We start from the raw sequence: 14,065 nt of genomic DNA, 5'->3' as shown, positions 1-14,065 counted from the left end.
ACCCTTACAGCTGCATATCGAAACGGGTTGTGCTCTGGCGCAATCGCTCAGAGCCGCAAATCATGGCACGGTGCGCCGATTTTGGCGCGCCTCTGGCGAGATGTCTTCACCTGCAAGAGTTTCGCCGGTGGATGTATCGGTAGGAGGTAGAAAGGTATGACGGCAAGCGGGGCTCCTACCCAGATCCCCTCCGATTCGAACTCGGGTCGCCTGCTGGACACCGCCCGCGGGATTCTGATCGGCGTGCGCCGGTGCCGCTCGGGCACGGCCTTCGACGAGTTGCACAGCGCCGCACGACGTCACCGGGTCCCGGTGTACGAGATGGCCTGGGCGCTGGTGCACCTGGCCGGGGAGGGGGAGGAGACCCCCAGTTTCATCGAAGCGCAGTCAGCGGCGCGGCATGAATGGGGCGACCTGTTCGCCGGTGCCGCCGTGTGCTCCTGCTGAATCCTTGACACCCCAAGGCCGCGGTAAAGGGAAGTACCGCGGCTTCTTCGGGGTTCAGCTCAGCGCGTCCACGCCGTGGATTCGGCCGCCGCGCGCAGTGCGGCGACGATCTGGTCCTGCTTTTCCGCGAAACGCTCGGTCGGGGTGGGCACCGAGATGGCAATCACGTTGTCTCCCACCGATCGCCGCGCGATAGCGGCTGCCGAGATGCCGGAGGTATGCTCATCACGGTCGAAAGCGATTCCAGTGGAACGGATTTCGGCGATTTCGGACCTCAGCGCGGCGGCCGCCTCCTGCGGCATCCGGGATAACGCCGCCTCCGCGTCGGCGTCGTCGAGGGCGGCAAGTGCCGCTTTTCCGTTGGCGGTGCCGGCCAGCGGGAAGCGGACCCCGACCGCCGAAACCGCCCGTAGCCGATGCGACGATTCGATCTGGTCGACGAACCACATTCGCTGCCCCCGCAGCACGGAAAGGTCCACCGTTTCACCGTCGGTGGCCGTGGCCACCCGCTCGATGGTCGGCCGGAAAATGGCGGCTATGTGCGCGCCGGTGGCGCTGCCGAAGCCGAGTAACCGATCCCCCAGGGAGAAGCGGCCGTTCGAGTCGACGCTGACCAGACCGACCTCGACCAGACCGACCAGCAGCCGCCGGACGGTCGACTTGGCCAGTCCCAGGCGCTCACCGAGATCGACCAGCCGCAGATGTCCGGGCTCGGCGGCTATTTCGTCCAGGGCGGCAGCGGCACGGCGCAGCACCTGAATTCCCTCGTCACGATTGGTCGTCGAAGTCCGTTCCGTTTGCCCCACACTTCCACTATAGTGTGCCGCATAGCGGACTGTGAAGAACCGAAATAGGGATCAAAGGAGTTCCAGATGAGCGCGCTACCTGCCGGGCGACACTACTTCCGTGGCGATGACGGCTACGAGCCCGCCCGGCGCGACAGCGTCTGGCATCAGCGGGTGCCCGACCGCTATCCCGACGTGATCGTGCAGGCCGCCGACACCGACGACATCAAAGCCGCGCTCGCCTACGCCAAGGCCCACGGACACAAGGTCAGCATCAAGTCCGGCGGGCACAGCTTCGCGGCCAGCCACCTGCGCGATGGCGCCCTGTTGCTGGACGTCAGCCGCCTCGACCACGCCTCGATCGATGCCGACAACATGACCGCCGTCGCCGGGCCCGGCAAGGGCGGCAGCCTGCTGATGGCCGACCTGCAGGCACAGAACCTCTTCTTCCCCGGTGGCCACTGCAAGGGTGTCTGCCTCGGCGGATACCTCCTGCAGGGCGGGTACGGCTGGAACAGCCGGGTCTACGGGCCGGCCTGCGAGAGTGTCACCGCACTCGACGTCATCACCGCCGAGGGCGAGCAGATCCATTGCGACGCAGAGAACCATCCCGAACTGTACTGGGCCGCACGCGGCGCCGGCCCGGGCTTCTTCGGCGTCGTCACCTCCTTTTACCTGAAGGTGTATCCGCGCCCGGCGGTCTGTGGCACCAGCGTGTATGTCTACCCGCTCGATCTCGCCGACGAGGTGTACACCTGGGCGCGCAACGTCAGCGCCGACGTGGACCGTCGCGTCGAGATGCAGATCATCGCGACGGCCAGCGTTCCCGAGATGGGGCTCGACATTCCGGCCATCGTGATGGCATCACCGGCGTTCGCCGACTCCGAGGAGGAGGCCAAAAAGGCCCTGGCGGTGTTCGACACATGTCCGGTCGTCGACCGGGCGCTCGTCAAGAATCCTTACATGCCGACGGATCTGCCTACCTGGTACGACGTCGTGATGACGCACTACCTGGAGGACCACCGTTACACCGCGGACAACATGTGGACGTCGGCGTCCGCCGAGGAGCTGCTGCCCGGCATCCGCAATATCGTCGACACGCTGCCACCGTCCCCGTCGCACTTCCTGTGGCTGAACTGGGGGCCGTCGCCGGCCCGCCAGGACATGGCCTACAGCGTCGAGGACGAGATCTACCTCGCGCTCTACGGCTCCTGGAAGGACCCCGCCGACGACGCGAAGTACGCCGATTGGGCTCAATCCAACATGGCCGCGATGTCACACCTGGCAACCGGAATTCAGCTGGCCGACGAGAATCTGGGACAGCGCCCTGCCCGTTTCGCCACCGACGAAGCCATGGCCAGGCTGGACAAAGCTCGCGCGACCTATGACCCCGATGGTTTGTTCAACAGCTGGATGGGACGACTCTGATGACCGGTGACCTCTACCTCGGCTACCGGGGCGACGACGCGGACACTCCGTTCGGCAAGTTCTTCAAACCCGAAATGGCCCCGTTGCCAGCGCATGTCGTGGAGGCGTTGCAGCACGGGCCGCAAGGAGGGATGGCGCTGCTGGCGCGCGACGACGCCGCCAGCGTGGCTGACGACGGCTACCAGCAGACCGAGAACGGTTACGGAGTTCTCGAAGACGGCAGCTATCAGGTGTCGGTGCGCACCGACATGCCCGGTGTCACGCCGGCGATGTGGTCGTGGTGGTTCGGTTGGCACGGATGCGACAGCCGCCGTTACAAGTTGTGGCACCCCAGAGCGCATTTGTCGGCCGCGTGGAAGGACGGTGACCAGAACGATGCGGCCGGCCGCCGGGGCGCACAGCGCTACATCGGGCGCTGGTCACTGATCAACGAATACATCGGATCGTCAATGCTCAGCGGCGCAATACAATTCGTCGAGCCGACGGCGATGGGCCTGCCTGCCGACAGCGAAGACGCGGTAGCCGTCTGTGCGCGACTGGGTTCCGCGGACGCGCCGGTGGATGTCGGCTGGTTCATTCACCACATCCGCACGACGCGGGACGGATCGGAGATGCGGTCCCGGTTCTGGATGGGTGGGCCGCACATCGCGGTGCGCAACGCCCCCGGTGTGGCGTCGAAGGCGGTGCGGCCCATCGCCTCCCGCATACTCGGCAACGCCGAAACCAGCGGGCGCAACCTGCTGGTGCATTGCGCCCAGGAGATGAACCACCTGGCCGGTTTTCTGCCCGAGCTCTACGACAGCTTCGGCAACGAATAGCTGATTTTCTCACGCGTGAGACGGATACCGTCATCCCTCTCACCGAATCAGCAGGTCCCGGCGCCCCGGTGAGACGACTCGCGCGGCGCCCGCACAGCAACGGATTTCGACTTCACCCGGTGCCATTGACCTGCGGGTATCGACTCAGCACGCTGGACACCATGATCGCCGTCCACGACTCCGTCGACCTGTTCGATGCCGGGTCGATCCAGGATCCCTACCCGCTCTACGAGCGCATGCGCAGCGCCGGACCGGTCCATCGGGTTGCCGACTCGGCCTTTTACGTGGTGTGCGGGTGGGATGCCGTCAACGAGGCCATCACCCGGACCCAGGATTTCTCCTCGAATCTGACCGCCACCATGACGTACACGCCCGAGGGCAGAGTTCAGGCGTTCACCATGGATGCCCTCGGCGGGCCCACGCAGGTGCTGGCGACCGCCGACGACCCGGTCCATGCGGTGCATCGCAAGTTGCTGGTTCGGCATCTGGCCGCCAAGCGCATCCGGGGCACCGAGCAGTTCACCGCGGCCGCCGCGGATCGGCTGTGGCGCCAGGGCCTGCGGGACGGCCGAATCGAATGGATGGAAGCCGTGGCCAACCGACTGCCGATGATGGTGGTGGCCGAGCTCATCGGCGTTCCCGACGCGGACATCGCCCAGCTGGTGCAGTGGGGTTACGCCGCCACTCAGCTGCTCGAAGGATTGGTGAGTCGCGAGCAGCTCGATGCGGCCGGCGTCGCGCTGCTGGAACTCAACGGCTACATCACCGACTGTTTCCGCCGGGCGGTGGCCGAGCCGCAGGCGAACCTGCTCGGTGAGCTTTCGGCGGCCTGCGCCTCGGGGGAGATCGACACGATCGCGGCACAGGTCATGATGGTGACCCTGTTCGCCGCGGGCGGAGAGTCCACCGCGTCGCTGCTGGGCAGCGCGGCGTGGATCCTGGCGACCCGCCCCGACGTTCAACGGCGGTTGCGCGAAAACCCGGCTCTGCTCACCCCTTTCATCGAAGAGACGCTGCGCTACGAACCGCCGTTTCGCGGCCATTACCGGCACGTGCGCACCGACACCAGCCTGGCCGGGGTAGATCTGCCTGCCGATTCACACCTGCTGCTGATGTGGGGCGCCGCCAACCGCGATCCCGCGCACTTCGAAGACCCCGCACAGTTCCGGCTCGACCGCTCGGGGTCGAGGGGACACCTCAGCTTCGGCAGGGGAGTGCACTTTTGCGTCGGCGCCGCACTCGCACGGCTGGAAGCGCAGCTCACGCTGCGGTTATTGCTGGACCGCACCACCTGGATCGAGGCGGCCGACGTTGGGCCGTGGTTACCCAGCTTGCTGGTACGACGCCTGGAACACCTGGAATTGGTGATCAAATAGCCTGAGGCGCAGGCGATTAGGCCTGCGGGATCAGGCCGGCGTCGGCGCTATGCCGCCCGGGGACACGATGAAAGCCTCGACGGCGGTGGCCTGCTCGAAGCCGTCGACCTCGACCCGCCATTCATAGATGCCCGGTTCCAAGGGGATTCCGCCCGGAATGTTCAGGGTCAGCGGCATCCGGACCGCGGTGCCGTGAATCGCACCCGGCAGGCGGCCCGCCTCGGCGGCCGCCTCGAACAGGATGCGCTGCGGCCCCTGTGGCCCCTGCACCACCACCGGTTGGCCGTCAGTGTCCAGCAACTGGCAGGTGAGCTTGTGCTGTTTGTTCGTCTCGTCCCAGTCGATGTCCAGAAACATCACCAATGCGAATGGGGGCGTGGGTGTTTGACACTGACGCCAGCCCAGCCCGAGGGTGTGGACCTTGCCCGATTGAACATCGGCCTGCGCCGCGTCCGCCAGAAAGAGGCTGACTTTCATGCGAGTTGCTGCCTTACGATTGCCGCCGTCACGAGATCCATAGATCCACGTCCTGTTCCCAATCCGTATGCAATTACCCGTCGCTGCCGACCCCGAAAGATACTACGCCGCGACCGACTCGCCCCGTTTGCCGCTATGCCGCCCTATGGAGCCGGCGGCAGTTGGCGCGGACCCTCGGGCCCACGCAACTCGCGCGGCCCCTGACGCTCGACCAGTTCCCGCCGGGCCTCTGCGCCCGACGCCCCGACCGCTAACCGGGCCAGGTCTGCCGGCGCCTGACTCAATTCACTCAGCGCCGGTTCTGCAACGCCGCCCAGCTGGCCATAGTCGCGGTAGTTGGGCTGAGCCGCCTGGCCGCGCGACGAATCGATCCGCTGGACGCCGGGACCGGTGGCAGCCGGGTCCGGGCCCTGCAGCGGGGACTGCGGCTGCGGCGGTTGCTGCGGGCCGGCCCCCTCGGAGGTCTCGGTGTTCATCGTCACTTTGCGGGTCCGCTTGAGCGAGAAGGCAATCTCTTCGACCTCCTCGAACACCTGCCGGGCGGACCGCAGCGGCTGCGTGGTGTTGTCGATGACCCGCGCCACGAACGGCGGCACCAGCGGGCGGATCCAACGGGCCGCGGCCTTGGTGGCGTCCGGGATCGACGGAATCAGCGGGGCGCGGTGCTCGTCGTTGACCTCGGCGGCCGGTTCCTCGTAGTGCTCGACGGCAGCCACCACGGGTTCGGCGGGCGCCGGCAGGTTCGCGGTGACAGGTGGCCGCACGTCCCGTTCCGCGGCGGGCAACTCGGCCACCGCCCGGCTTGCGGCCTCAGCTTCGGCTGCGATCGGCAGGTACATGTCTTCCTCCACTGGCTCGAACGTACGTTCCGACGACGCGTGCACCGGGGCGTCGAGCGCCTCGACGACTCGGCGGCGGTGGTGTTCCCGATCGATCTCGGCCTGTGCCTCGATGGCAAGGCGAGTCTGGGTGAGTTGATGCTCGGCCCACATGATTTCGGCCGCTCGGCGGACCTCCGCCCGCTTGATCGCGATCGCGGTATCGGCCTCGAGCTCGGCACGTTCCTGTTCTGCACGCGCGGTGGCATGGCGATCGTGGGTGGTCTCGCCCCGCCACATCCGCAGGATCAGCGGCAGCAGATACAACAACGTGAAGAACGCGATCGTCAGAATGCGCAGCACCAGGGCACCGGCGGCGGCCAGGGTCAGGTCGTTCATCGCGACCCACCGCGCACCCAGGCCACGGCCGCCGTCGGCCACCACGGCCTGTCGCGCTTCGGCCAGTGCCTGTTCGTCGCGGGAAACGGTGGCGTCCAGTGCGGGCGCCTGCCGGTCGCGTGCGGCCAGCGCGCCGTCCAGCTCGCGCTGTGCGTCGCCGAGAAGCTCGTTCGCCGTCCGGCTCTCGGGACCACGGCCCGGAACGCCGGTGATCCGCGTTTGCGGGCAGGCCGGTGTCGGGTTGTATTCGCAGCGGGCGATCACCAGGGCGTTGTCCAGTTGCCCGCGGGCCTGGTCGACGGCGCCGTCCAGCGCGCTCCGGGCCGCACGCGCCTGCTGCAGGGATGCCGAGGCCTGCGCCACCGGCGGTGCCGAATCCGCCGTACGCACCGCCCGCTCATCGAGGCGGCGGTCGACCGAACCGGAGAAAAGCACGAGTGCGGCGAGCTCGCCGACGACCACTCCGAGGGCGACCGCGACGGCGGCCCGCCCCGCGATCCCGGACCGGCCGCGGGCCGGAACACCGGCGATGGCGCGGGTGACCGCCCCGACCAGCAGGCCGAACACGAGCGTCGCCGTCACCACTGCCCACACCGGGGCCGAGGCGACCGCCGGTCTGACGGCCAGGGCAGCGACCAGCCAGGCCAGCAGGGCGCCGAGCACCACGACCGCTCCGGCGACGGCGTGCGTGGAGCGCTCGTGCCGTTCCGCGAGCTCGCGTGCGTGTCCGCCGCCGAGCCAGGTCAGCAGCGCCTCGATCCGCGTGACGGCCGAGCGCTGCTCCGAGATTTCTTGCGCGCGCATAGGATCCAAACACCTCCAGTTACGTCAAGCGTGGCAGGCCGCCGGCCGACACACCGAATCGAAGCGCCCGCTTGTGGCGTTCTTCACAGCCGGCTCCGCGGTGACGCAGATCACAACAGCTATGCCCGAGCCAGGCCGAATTTTCGGCGACTCGATCGGATCAGCGGCCCATCGGCCGGGCGGCATGAGACGGTATAAATCTTATGGAAAACCACGACTTCCTCAGCTACGAAGAGTTCGGCCGCAAATTTTTCGAGGTCGCCGTAACGCCGGACCGGGTCGCCGCCGCCCTGAGTGACATCGCCGGCAGTGAGTTTGCCATGGAGCCGATCGCCCAGGGTCCCGGCGGAATCGCCAAGGTCAGCGCGAACGTCAAGATCCAGGAGCCGCGGGTCACGCGCAAGCTCGGTGACCTCATCACCTTTGTCATTCACATCCCGCTGTCCATCGACCTGCTGCTGGATCTGCGGCTGGATAAGCAGCGATTCAAGGTGACCGGCGACATCGCGCTGCGCGCCACGGCCCGGGCGGCCGAGCCGCTGCTGCTCATCGTGGACGTCTCCAAGCCGCGGCCGTCGGACATCACGGTCAATGTCTCGTCCAAGTCCATCCGCGGCGAAGTGCTGCGCATCCTCGCCGGGGTCGACGGGGAGATCCGGCGATTCATCGCCCAGTACGTCCGCGAAGAAATCGACTCGCCGCAGTCCCAGTCGGCTCAGGTCATCGACGTAGCGACGCAGGTGGCCGCCGCCTGGGGCAGTTAACCGCGCCCCCGCAAATCTCCCGCGTCCAGGCAGCTCGAAAGTGACCTGAGCCACAGCCGGTGCGCTACCCTACGGCGGTGCAACCGCCGTCGGGAGCGGTTGGCGTACCCAGCCAGGAGGATTTGATGGGAAAGCGGTGGTGGATCGCGGCCGTAGCGATTGCGGCGACGGTGCTGACGGGTTGCTCATCGGGCAAGACCACGGTGGTGCACTCCTCAGGCGCCAGCAGCCCCGGCAAGTCGACGTCGCCGGCGGCGTCGTCGTCGAGCGAAGCCACCACCACCGAGTCGGCACCGGTCAGCACCCTGGACTCCAGCCAGTGCGTTGACGTCACCGGGGCCAACCTGGATCTGCTGACCGCGTCGGACAAGGACGCCGCCCGCAAAGCAGCCGACACCCTCGAGCGCTACAACCCGCCGTCCTCGGTCAAATCCGCGATCGAACACTTCGTGAGCACCGGTGGCGCCCACTTCGACGACCCGGACTACACCAAGAACAACCAGATCGTGAAGTCGTGGGTCGACCAGGTGTGCCCGACCTGACAGGTCGCTACAGCGTCTGGTGCCGGCCGAAGAACTTGTGATCTTCGCTGTAACCCCCGTAGCCACTGCCGATTTCGGAGTAGTGCGCGACGAACTCGATACCCTTGATCCACTTGACCTGCTTGAATCCGTGTTGCAACTCGTTGCGCAGCCGCAGCGGTCTGCCATGCAGGTAGGGGAGCGGCTCGCCGTTCATGTCGTAGGCGAGCATGCTCATGTGGTGCGTCATCTGCTCGATCGGATGCGCGTTGTAATAGATGCCTCCCGTCGCGCCAAGGCCCATCGAATAGAAGACGACCCACTTCGCTTCCGGCAGCGGCTTGACGATCTCCATGATGGTCCGCATCGACACACCACCCCATTTGGCCACCCCTGACCAGGCCTGAATGCAGAAGTGTTGGGTGATCTGGTCGTGGTACGGCAGTGCGCGCAGGTCATCGAGCGAAAACGCCGTCGGGTTCTCGACCAGCCCGTAGACCCGCAGCCGCCAGTCGGCGAAGTCGTTCTTCTCCAGCTCCTTGTACTCGACGGTCTCCGGCAACCGGCCGTTGCGCCAGTGGTACGGCGAGATGTCCTTTTCGGTGAAAGCCCCGGGCTTGGGATTCAGGCGTTCCAGCGCCCGCTGGAAAGGACCGACCAGCGCATATCCTACCCGCTGCACCACGCGCGGGTGGCGAATGGTGAACGGAGTGGCGGCGACCCATCCGATCGCCACGATCACCATTGCGACGCAGAAGACAGCAAAGCCGGCCCACCCGGTGTCGTCACGCGCCGCGAACATGTGGTTGAGGTTGCGCAGGGCCTCGGTGGCGAAAACCATCGTGACATGGGTGAGGACGAAGAACAGGAAGTACACCAGCACCAGGAAGTGCAGCGACCGGGCGTGCTGGATGCTCAATCGCTTGCTGAGCCAGTGCACCCGCTGGGACAGCGCCGGTGACATGCCGAGTCCGGTGATCACCGCGGCCGGGGCCGCGACGAACACGGTCGTGAAGTAGGCCAGCAACTGCAGCCCGTTGTATGCGACCCAGCCGTTGTCGGTGGGCCAGTGCAGTGACGCGTACTGAATGGCCACCGACGCGGCGTTGGGGAAGACGTCCCAGCTCGTCGGAACCAGGTGCCGCCACTGCCCCGTGGCGAATAGCAATACGTAGAAGACCGCGCCGTTGACCAACCACAACACGTCGACACCGAGGTGCCACCAGCGCGCCAGCCCGATGGAGTGGCGGAATCCCGGCAGCCCGAATTGCGCTGGGAGAGCCACGGTGTCGGAGTTGGCCGTCCATAACGGGTCGTCCGGGACGGGCGGTCCGACGCGCAACCACTCGTCTTTGCCGGGCGTGGCGTTGCGGCTGAAGTAAAGCCGTGGGTGATCGCACAGGATCTGGATTCCGGAACGGACGATGAACGTCATCATGAAAAGATTGAAGAAGTGGGTCCAGCCGATCCACGCGGGCCGTCCCACCACACCGGAGTGTTCCTCGGTGCCGGGATAGCGCTCGATGAACGACTGCACCGCCGGCATGTTGTGCAGTCCTTTGCCGATCGCGACGCCGGCCAGCATCAGCACGAATCCGATCGGGATCAGCCACAGCAGGTTGAACCACTTGTCGCGACCGACACGCAGGCGCGGGGCCGTGGCACGCCGCGTGAGGTCGAACCCGCCGCCGTACGACTCGACGTCGATCACGTCCTCGGCGGCGTGCACCTCGCTCGCGTAGTCCACACCCAACTGTCCGTCCGACCCTCCCGTACGGGAGCCCGCCCCCGCGTCAATGGATCTACTCACGCTGAGCAAATTTACACTATGCGGACTGTATAAATTAGAAACAATGACAAACTGATGTGTTCGCGGATGTCGGGGTTGTTTACCCGCCTATGACACCCGGGTATGTAACCGCACTGACCCCGAGGTGCAGAGGAGCGGATTGCGTTGGCGAAGGTAGAGGTTTCGACCACATCCGAGGTGGAGCCGGAAGCCGCGTGGAAGCTCGCGTCGGATCTGGGGCGGTTCGACGAGTGGATGACGATTTTCGGAGGCTGGCGCAGCGAAGTGCCGTCCACGATCGAAGAAGGCACCTGCGTCGCGTCCCTGATCAAGGTGAAGGGGTTCCGCAACGTCATCTACTGGGAAGTCACCCATTACGACGAGCCTAACGCGATTGAACTGCAGGGCCGCGGCCGCGGCGGTGTCCGCATCACGGTGGCGATGGCCGTCGCGCCCAAAGACCCCGGCTCGGACTTCCGGCTCACCGCCGACCTCTCGGGCGGAGTACTCGGCGGACCGGTGGGACGCCTGGTAGCCCGCGTGCTGCGCTCCGATGTGAAGAAATCGGTGCAGAACCTGGCCGAGCTGCGCTGAGCTCAACTACGCGAATTACGCAGCAGCGCTTCGCGTTCCGCTTCCCTGACCCGCCTGCGCTCCATGCTGAGCCAGCACAGCCCGGCACCGAACACCAGCATCCCGCCGCTGGCCACCGACACGCCCACACCGGCCTGCCCAAAGGCGAACGCCGCCACCGAAACAACGAAGGCGAGCAGCGCTCCCGCCATCACCATCAGGACGGGCCTGCGCTCCGCGGCATCTTCGAATTCCCCCAGTTCACGCTCCGCGCGAGCCAGGTGCGCGATCTCGGCCATCAGCGTCTCCCTCTACAGTCGATCGCAGCCTGCCGTCCCGAACGGCCATTTCGAGCCCCTCAAGGCCTACCCGAAATGCCATATGAACAAACGGGGTTCGGCTATTCGGGCGGCCGAAGCCGGCGCGCCGGACGGGTTTCGATGGCATTCACGGTCAGCGCCCGGCGGCTGATTCGCCAACCTGCGTCGGTCAGTCGGTACTCGTCGTCGTAGCGCAGATGCCATACGCCGTCGACGATTTCGGTCCCGCCACCCTCGGACGAACGTTGACTCCAGTGGTGGGCGATACCGGTGATGCGGCCACGGGCAAGGCCGGGACCCCCTGCCTCGTCGTACACCTCGCCGACGATCGCGTGCTCGGTGCGGACCAGGCTCGCCACCGCCCCCACCGCGTCAACGATGGCATCGCGGCCCCGATGGGTATGAACCGGTGTCAGCGCGGCCGGTGGATCGGCGACCACCAGCTCCGCGTCGTCAGTGAACAGCGTTGCCACCGAAGCGAATTGACGATCGTCGACGAGAGCGGCGTACCGGTGCACCAGATCGCTCAGGGCGACCCGGTCGCTCAGCATGGTTGTGCGGGGATGGTCACGGCGCGCACCGCCTCGAGCAACTCGGCGGCACGGCGATCGGTGAACAGCTCTTCCAGCAGCACCGGCCTGCCGTCCGGGCCGGTCAGCGGGACCCGCCAGTTCGGATACTCATCGGTGGTGCCCGGCTGGTTCTGGGTGCGTCGGTCGCCGACGGCATCGGTCAGTGCCACGCCGAGCAGCCGCGACGGCGTCCGGCCGAGGTAGCGGTAGAGGGCGAGGATCAGCTGTTCGGCACTCTCGTCGCCGTCGGTCAGCAGGCCCACCCGGCGCAACTCGGCCAACCAGGCCGTCCGTTCGCAGGCGGCCGCCTCCTGCTCAACCTCGGCAGGCCGGGTCAGCAGGCCCAGTGCGTCCCGTAGCCGGACGTGATCGCCTGCCAGGTAACCGGCTGTGGGCGGCAGGTCGTGCGTGGTGACCGACGACAGGCAGTACTCGCGCCAGCGTTCGGCGGGCAGCGGCGCGCCGGTTGCGTCATCCTTCTCGAACCACAGGATCGAGGTGCCCAGCAGGCCGCGCAGGAGTAAGTAGTCACGCACCCAGGGTTCGACGGTGCCCAGGTCCTCACCGACCACGACCGCTCCCGCCCGGCGGGCCTCCAGCGCGACGATCCCGATCATCGCCTCGTGGTCGTAGCGGACATAGGTGCCTTCGGTGGGCGGCCGCCCCTCGGGAATCCACCACAACCGGAACAGGCCGATGATGTGGTCGATCCGAACTCCGCCGGCATGCCGCAGCACGGCCTGGATCAGCGCGCGAAACGGGCGGTACTCCAGCTCGTCCAGCCGGTCGGGCCGCCACGGAGGCTGGGACCAGTCCTGGCCAAGCTGATTGAACTCGTCCGGTGGCGCACCTGCGGTCACCCCCAGCGCGAGCGCGTCCTGCAGGGCCCACGCGTCGGCGCCGGTGGGATGCACGCCGACGGCCAGGTCATGCATGATGCCCAGCGCCATGCCGGCCCGGAGGGCCTGCGACTGCGCCGCGGCGAGCTGCTCATCCAGTTGCCACTGCAGCCACCGGTGGAAATCGACGGCTGCCGCGTTCTTGGCGGCGAATGCCGCGACACCGGGGGCATCGGGGTGCCGCACCGACTTGGGCCACTGATACCAATCGGTGCCGTGTTTGTCGGCCAGGGCGCACCAGGTGGCGAAGTCGTCCAGGGCACGGCCCTCGCGGGCTCGGAAGGCGGCGTAGGCCATCTCCCGCCCGGCCGATCGCGGCACGTCGTGGATGAGCTGCAGCGCCGCGCATTTGGCGGCCCAGGCGCTGTTGCGGTCGATGGCGTCCGAGCGTGCGGCCCGCCGCTGGACCCGCCCACGCAGATCCCGGACCCGGCCGCGCTTGGGCAGGTCGGCGTACTCGGGGATGGCCTCGATCCGGAGGTAGAGCGGGTTGACGAACCGCCGCGAGGTCGGCAGGTACGGCGACGGCTCAATGCGGCCACCGCGCCCGCGTGGACCCGGCAGACAAGCGGCGTGCAACGGGTTGACCAGCAGATAGTCAGCGCCGTGCGCCCAGGCTGACCACAGCGCGAGGTCGCCCAGGTCGTGCAGGTCGCCGATGCCCCAGGACTGCCGCGACCGCACGCTGTAGAGCTGGGTGGCCAGCCCCCAGGCGCGGCGGGCGCCCAGCCGCTCCGGCAGGCCCAGCCAGTCGGGCGTGATGATCAGCGCGGTGCTGGCCCGGTGCTCGCCGGAGCGCAGCTGCACGCGGTGGTAGCCCAGCGGCAGGTCGCCCGGCAGCAGGAAACTGGCCTCGCCGACCTGGCGTCCGTCCAGATCGAACGGCGGAGTGAAGTTGTCGACCTGCACGATGCGACTTTCCGGGCCGCGGACTTCCGTTCCGTCCTCGAGCTGCAGCCACACCTCGGCGGGCTCGCCGTGTGTCACGTGCGCCCAGAATCGCAGTTGGGCGCCCGCGCGTCCGACGATGGTGGGCGGCAGCGACCGGGCCCAGTAGGAGCGTTGGTGCGTGCTGAGCGCGGCATTGCGTTCGTGCTCGGTGCTCGCGGGAACACCGAGCGCGGCCAGGACAGCTACCAGCGTCGCTTCCGGTACGAACACCTGCTGTCCGCTCCAGTCCTGGTAGCTGGTGGCGATGCCGAGCCGGCGGGCGAGTTCGACAAGCGACGGCGCTAGCTCAGTCATGGACAAACATTCTCATGTCCCGCTTCCGCG

Annotated in this window: 14 protein-coding genes; 7 read left to right on the top strand and 7 right to left on the bottom strand. The window is 67.2% G+C overall.

Translation table 11 applies throughout. From position 1 onward, the window contains the following. Positions 1 to 156 precede the first annotated feature (156 nt). A complete protein-coding gene (locus AO501_RS23565; RefSeq protein WP_055579998.1) occupies positions 157 to 447 on the top strand; it encodes an ANTAR domain-containing protein in 291 nt (96 codons plus the stop codon). Positions 448 to 506: 59 nt separating this feature from the next. Here AO501_RS23565 and AO501_RS23560 read toward each other — a convergent pair whose 3' ends face one another. Beyond that, positions 507 to 1,253, bottom strand: coding sequence for an IclR family transcriptional regulator (locus AO501_RS23560; RefSeq protein WP_055579997.1), 747 nt, complete (start codon positions 1,251 to 1,253; stop codon positions 507 to 509). A gap of 66 nt (positions 1,254 to 1,319) precedes the next feature. Here AO501_RS23560 and AO501_RS23555 point away from each other — a divergent pair, with 66 nt between their 5' ends. From AO501_RS23555 to AO501_RS23545, 3 genes are all read left to right on the top strand, one after another. Continuing rightward, a complete protein-coding gene (locus AO501_RS23555) occupies positions 1,320 to 2,660 on the top strand; it encodes an FAD-binding oxidoreductase (RefSeq protein WP_055579996.1) in 1,341 nt (446 codons plus the stop codon). Continuing rightward, the gene (locus AO501_RS23550; protein ID WP_055579995.1) at positions 2,660 to 3,478 is read left to right on the top strand and encodes a DAPG hydrolase family protein; all 819 of its coding nucleotides are present in this window, start codon (positions 2,660 to 2,662) and stop codon (positions 3,476 to 3,478) included. The genes AO501_RS23555 and AO501_RS23550 overlap by 1 nt, the downstream gene beginning before the upstream one ends. A 161-nt stretch (positions 3,479 to 3,639) precedes the next feature. After that, a complete protein-coding gene (locus tag AO501_RS23545) occupies positions 3,640 to 4,854 on the top strand; it encodes a cytochrome P450 (protein WP_055579994.1) in 1,215 nt (404 codons plus the stop codon). A gap of 30 nt (positions 4,855 to 4,884) precedes the next feature. On the opposite strand, the gene AO501_RS23540 is transcribed toward AO501_RS23545, so the two are convergent. Both AO501_RS23540 and AO501_RS23535 read right to left on the bottom strand, forming a co-directional pair. After that, positions 4,885 to 5,331 (bottom strand): DUF6941 family protein, encoded by a 447-nt coding sequence (locus tag AO501_RS23540; protein ID WP_055579993.1) that lies wholly within the window; start codon positions 5,329 to 5,331, stop codon positions 4,885 to 4,887. Between the two features lie 143 nt (positions 5,332 to 5,474). Next, positions 5,475 to 7,352: a DUF4407 domain-containing protein gene (locus AO501_RS23535; protein ID WP_055579992.1), complete on the bottom strand. Its 1,878-nt coding sequence runs from the start codon at positions 7,350 to 7,352 to the stop codon at positions 5,475 to 5,477. Positions 7,353 to 7,555: 203 nt separating this feature from the next. Between AO501_RS23535 and AO501_RS23530 the strand changes: the two genes are divergently transcribed. Together AO501_RS23530 and AO501_RS23525 are read left to right on the top strand one after the other, a co-directional pair. Continuing rightward, positions 7,556 to 8,116, top strand: a complete 561-nt coding sequence (locus tag AO501_RS23530; RefSeq protein ID WP_055579991.1) for a hypothetical protein — start codon at positions 7,556 to 7,558, stop codon at positions 8,114 to 8,116. A gap of 125 nt (positions 8,117 to 8,241) precedes the next feature. Beyond that, positions 8,242 to 8,658 (top strand): hypothetical protein, encoded by a 417-nt coding sequence (locus AO501_RS23525; RefSeq protein WP_055579990.1) that lies wholly within the window; start codon positions 8,242 to 8,244, stop codon positions 8,656 to 8,658. Positions 8,659 to 8,665: 7 nt separating this feature from the next. On the opposite strand, the gene AO501_RS23520 is transcribed toward AO501_RS23525, so the two are convergent. Then, complete coding sequence (locus AO501_RS23520; RefSeq protein WP_231752595.1) at positions 8,666 to 10,222, bottom strand: molybdopterin-dependent oxidoreductase; 1,557 nt, start codon at positions 10,220 to 10,222, stop codon at positions 8,666 to 8,668. A gap of 369 nt (positions 10,223 to 10,591) precedes the next feature. On the opposite strand from AO501_RS23520, the gene AO501_RS23515 reads away from it, so the two are divergent. Continuing rightward, positions 10,592 to 11,020 (top strand): SRPBCC family protein, encoded by a 429-nt coding sequence (locus tag AO501_RS23515; RefSeq protein WP_082658799.1) that lies wholly within the window; start codon positions 10,592 to 10,594, stop codon positions 11,018 to 11,020. Positions 11,021 to 11,022: 2 nt separating this feature from the next. On the opposite strand, the gene AO501_RS23510 is transcribed toward AO501_RS23515, so the two are convergent. The 3 genes from AO501_RS23510 to malQ form a co-directional block, all read right to left on the bottom strand. Further along, on the bottom strand, positions 11,023 to 11,298 hold the full coding sequence (locus AO501_RS23510) for a hypothetical protein (protein ID WP_055579987.1): 276 nt from the start codon (positions 11,296 to 11,298) through the stop codon (positions 11,023 to 11,025). 101 nt (positions 11,299 to 11,399) lie between these two features. Then, positions 11,400 to 11,870 (bottom strand): nuclear transport factor 2 family protein, encoded by a 471-nt coding sequence (locus AO501_RS23505; RefSeq protein WP_055579986.1) that lies wholly within the window; start codon positions 11,868 to 11,870, stop codon positions 11,400 to 11,402. Continuing rightward, positions 11,864 to 14,035 (bottom strand): 4-alpha-glucanotransferase, encoded by a 2,172-nt coding sequence (gene malQ / locus AO501_RS23500; protein WP_055579985.1) that lies wholly within the window; start codon positions 14,033 to 14,035, stop codon positions 11,864 to 11,866. Before malQ ends, AO501_RS23505 begins: the two co-directional genes overlap by 7 nt. Between the last annotated feature and the right edge of the window lie 30 nt (positions 14,036 to 14,065).

The sequence above is a fragment of the Mycobacterium gordonae genome, assembly GCF_001417955.2.
Lineage (GTDB): Bacteria > Actinomycetota > Actinomycetes > Mycobacteriales > Mycobacteriaceae > Mycobacterium > Mycobacterium gordonae_B.
This window is presented reverse-complemented; position numbering and strand designations above follow the sequence as displayed.

Excerpts from the sequence above, each read along its gene's own strand:
- AO501_RS23530 (WP_055579991.1), top strand. The coding sequence starts at position 7,556 with ATGGAAAACCACGACTTCCTCAGCTACGAAGAGTTCGGCCGCAAATTT.
- AO501_RS23510 (WP_055579987.1), bottom strand. The coding sequence starts at position 11,298 with ATGGCCGAGATCGCGCACCTGGCTCGCGCGGAGCGTGAACTGGGGGAA.
- AO501_RS23520 (WP_231752595.1), bottom strand. The coding sequence starts at position 10,222 with ATGCTGGCCGGCGTCGCGATCGGCAAAGGACTGCACAACATGCCGGCG.
- AO501_RS23535 (WP_055579992.1), bottom strand. The coding sequence starts at position 7,352 with ATGCGCGCGCAAGAAATCTCGGAGCAGCGCTCGGCCGTCACGCGGATC.
- AO501_RS23540 (WP_055579993.1), bottom strand. The coding sequence starts at position 5,331 with ATGAAAGTCAGCCTCTTTCTGGCGGACGCGGCGCAGGCCGATGTTCAA.
- malQ (WP_055579985.1), bottom strand. The coding sequence starts at position 14,035 with ATGACTGAGCTAGCGCCGTCGCTTGTCGAACTCGCCCGCCGGCTCGGC.
- AO501_RS23555 (WP_055579996.1), top strand. The coding sequence starts at position 1,320 with ATGAGCGCGCTACCTGCCGGGCGACACTACTTCCGTGGCGATGACGGC.
- AO501_RS23505 (WP_055579986.1), bottom strand. The coding sequence starts at position 11,870 with ATGCTGAGCGACCGGGTCGCCCTGAGCGATCTGGTGCACCGGTACGCC.
- AO501_RS23550 (WP_055579995.1), top strand. The coding sequence starts at position 2,660 with ATGACCGGTGACCTCTACCTCGGCTACCGGGGCGACGACGCGGACACT.
- AO501_RS23545 (WP_055579994.1), top strand. The coding sequence starts at position 3,640 with ATGATCGCCGTCCACGACTCCGTCGACCTGTTCGATGCCGGGTCGATC.
- AO501_RS23565 (WP_055579998.1), top strand. The coding sequence starts at position 157 with ATGACGGCAAGCGGGGCTCCTACCCAGATCCCCTCCGATTCGAACTCG.
- AO501_RS23525 (WP_055579990.1), top strand. The coding sequence starts at position 8,242 with ATGGGAAAGCGGTGGTGGATCGCGGCCGTAGCGATTGCGGCGACGGTG.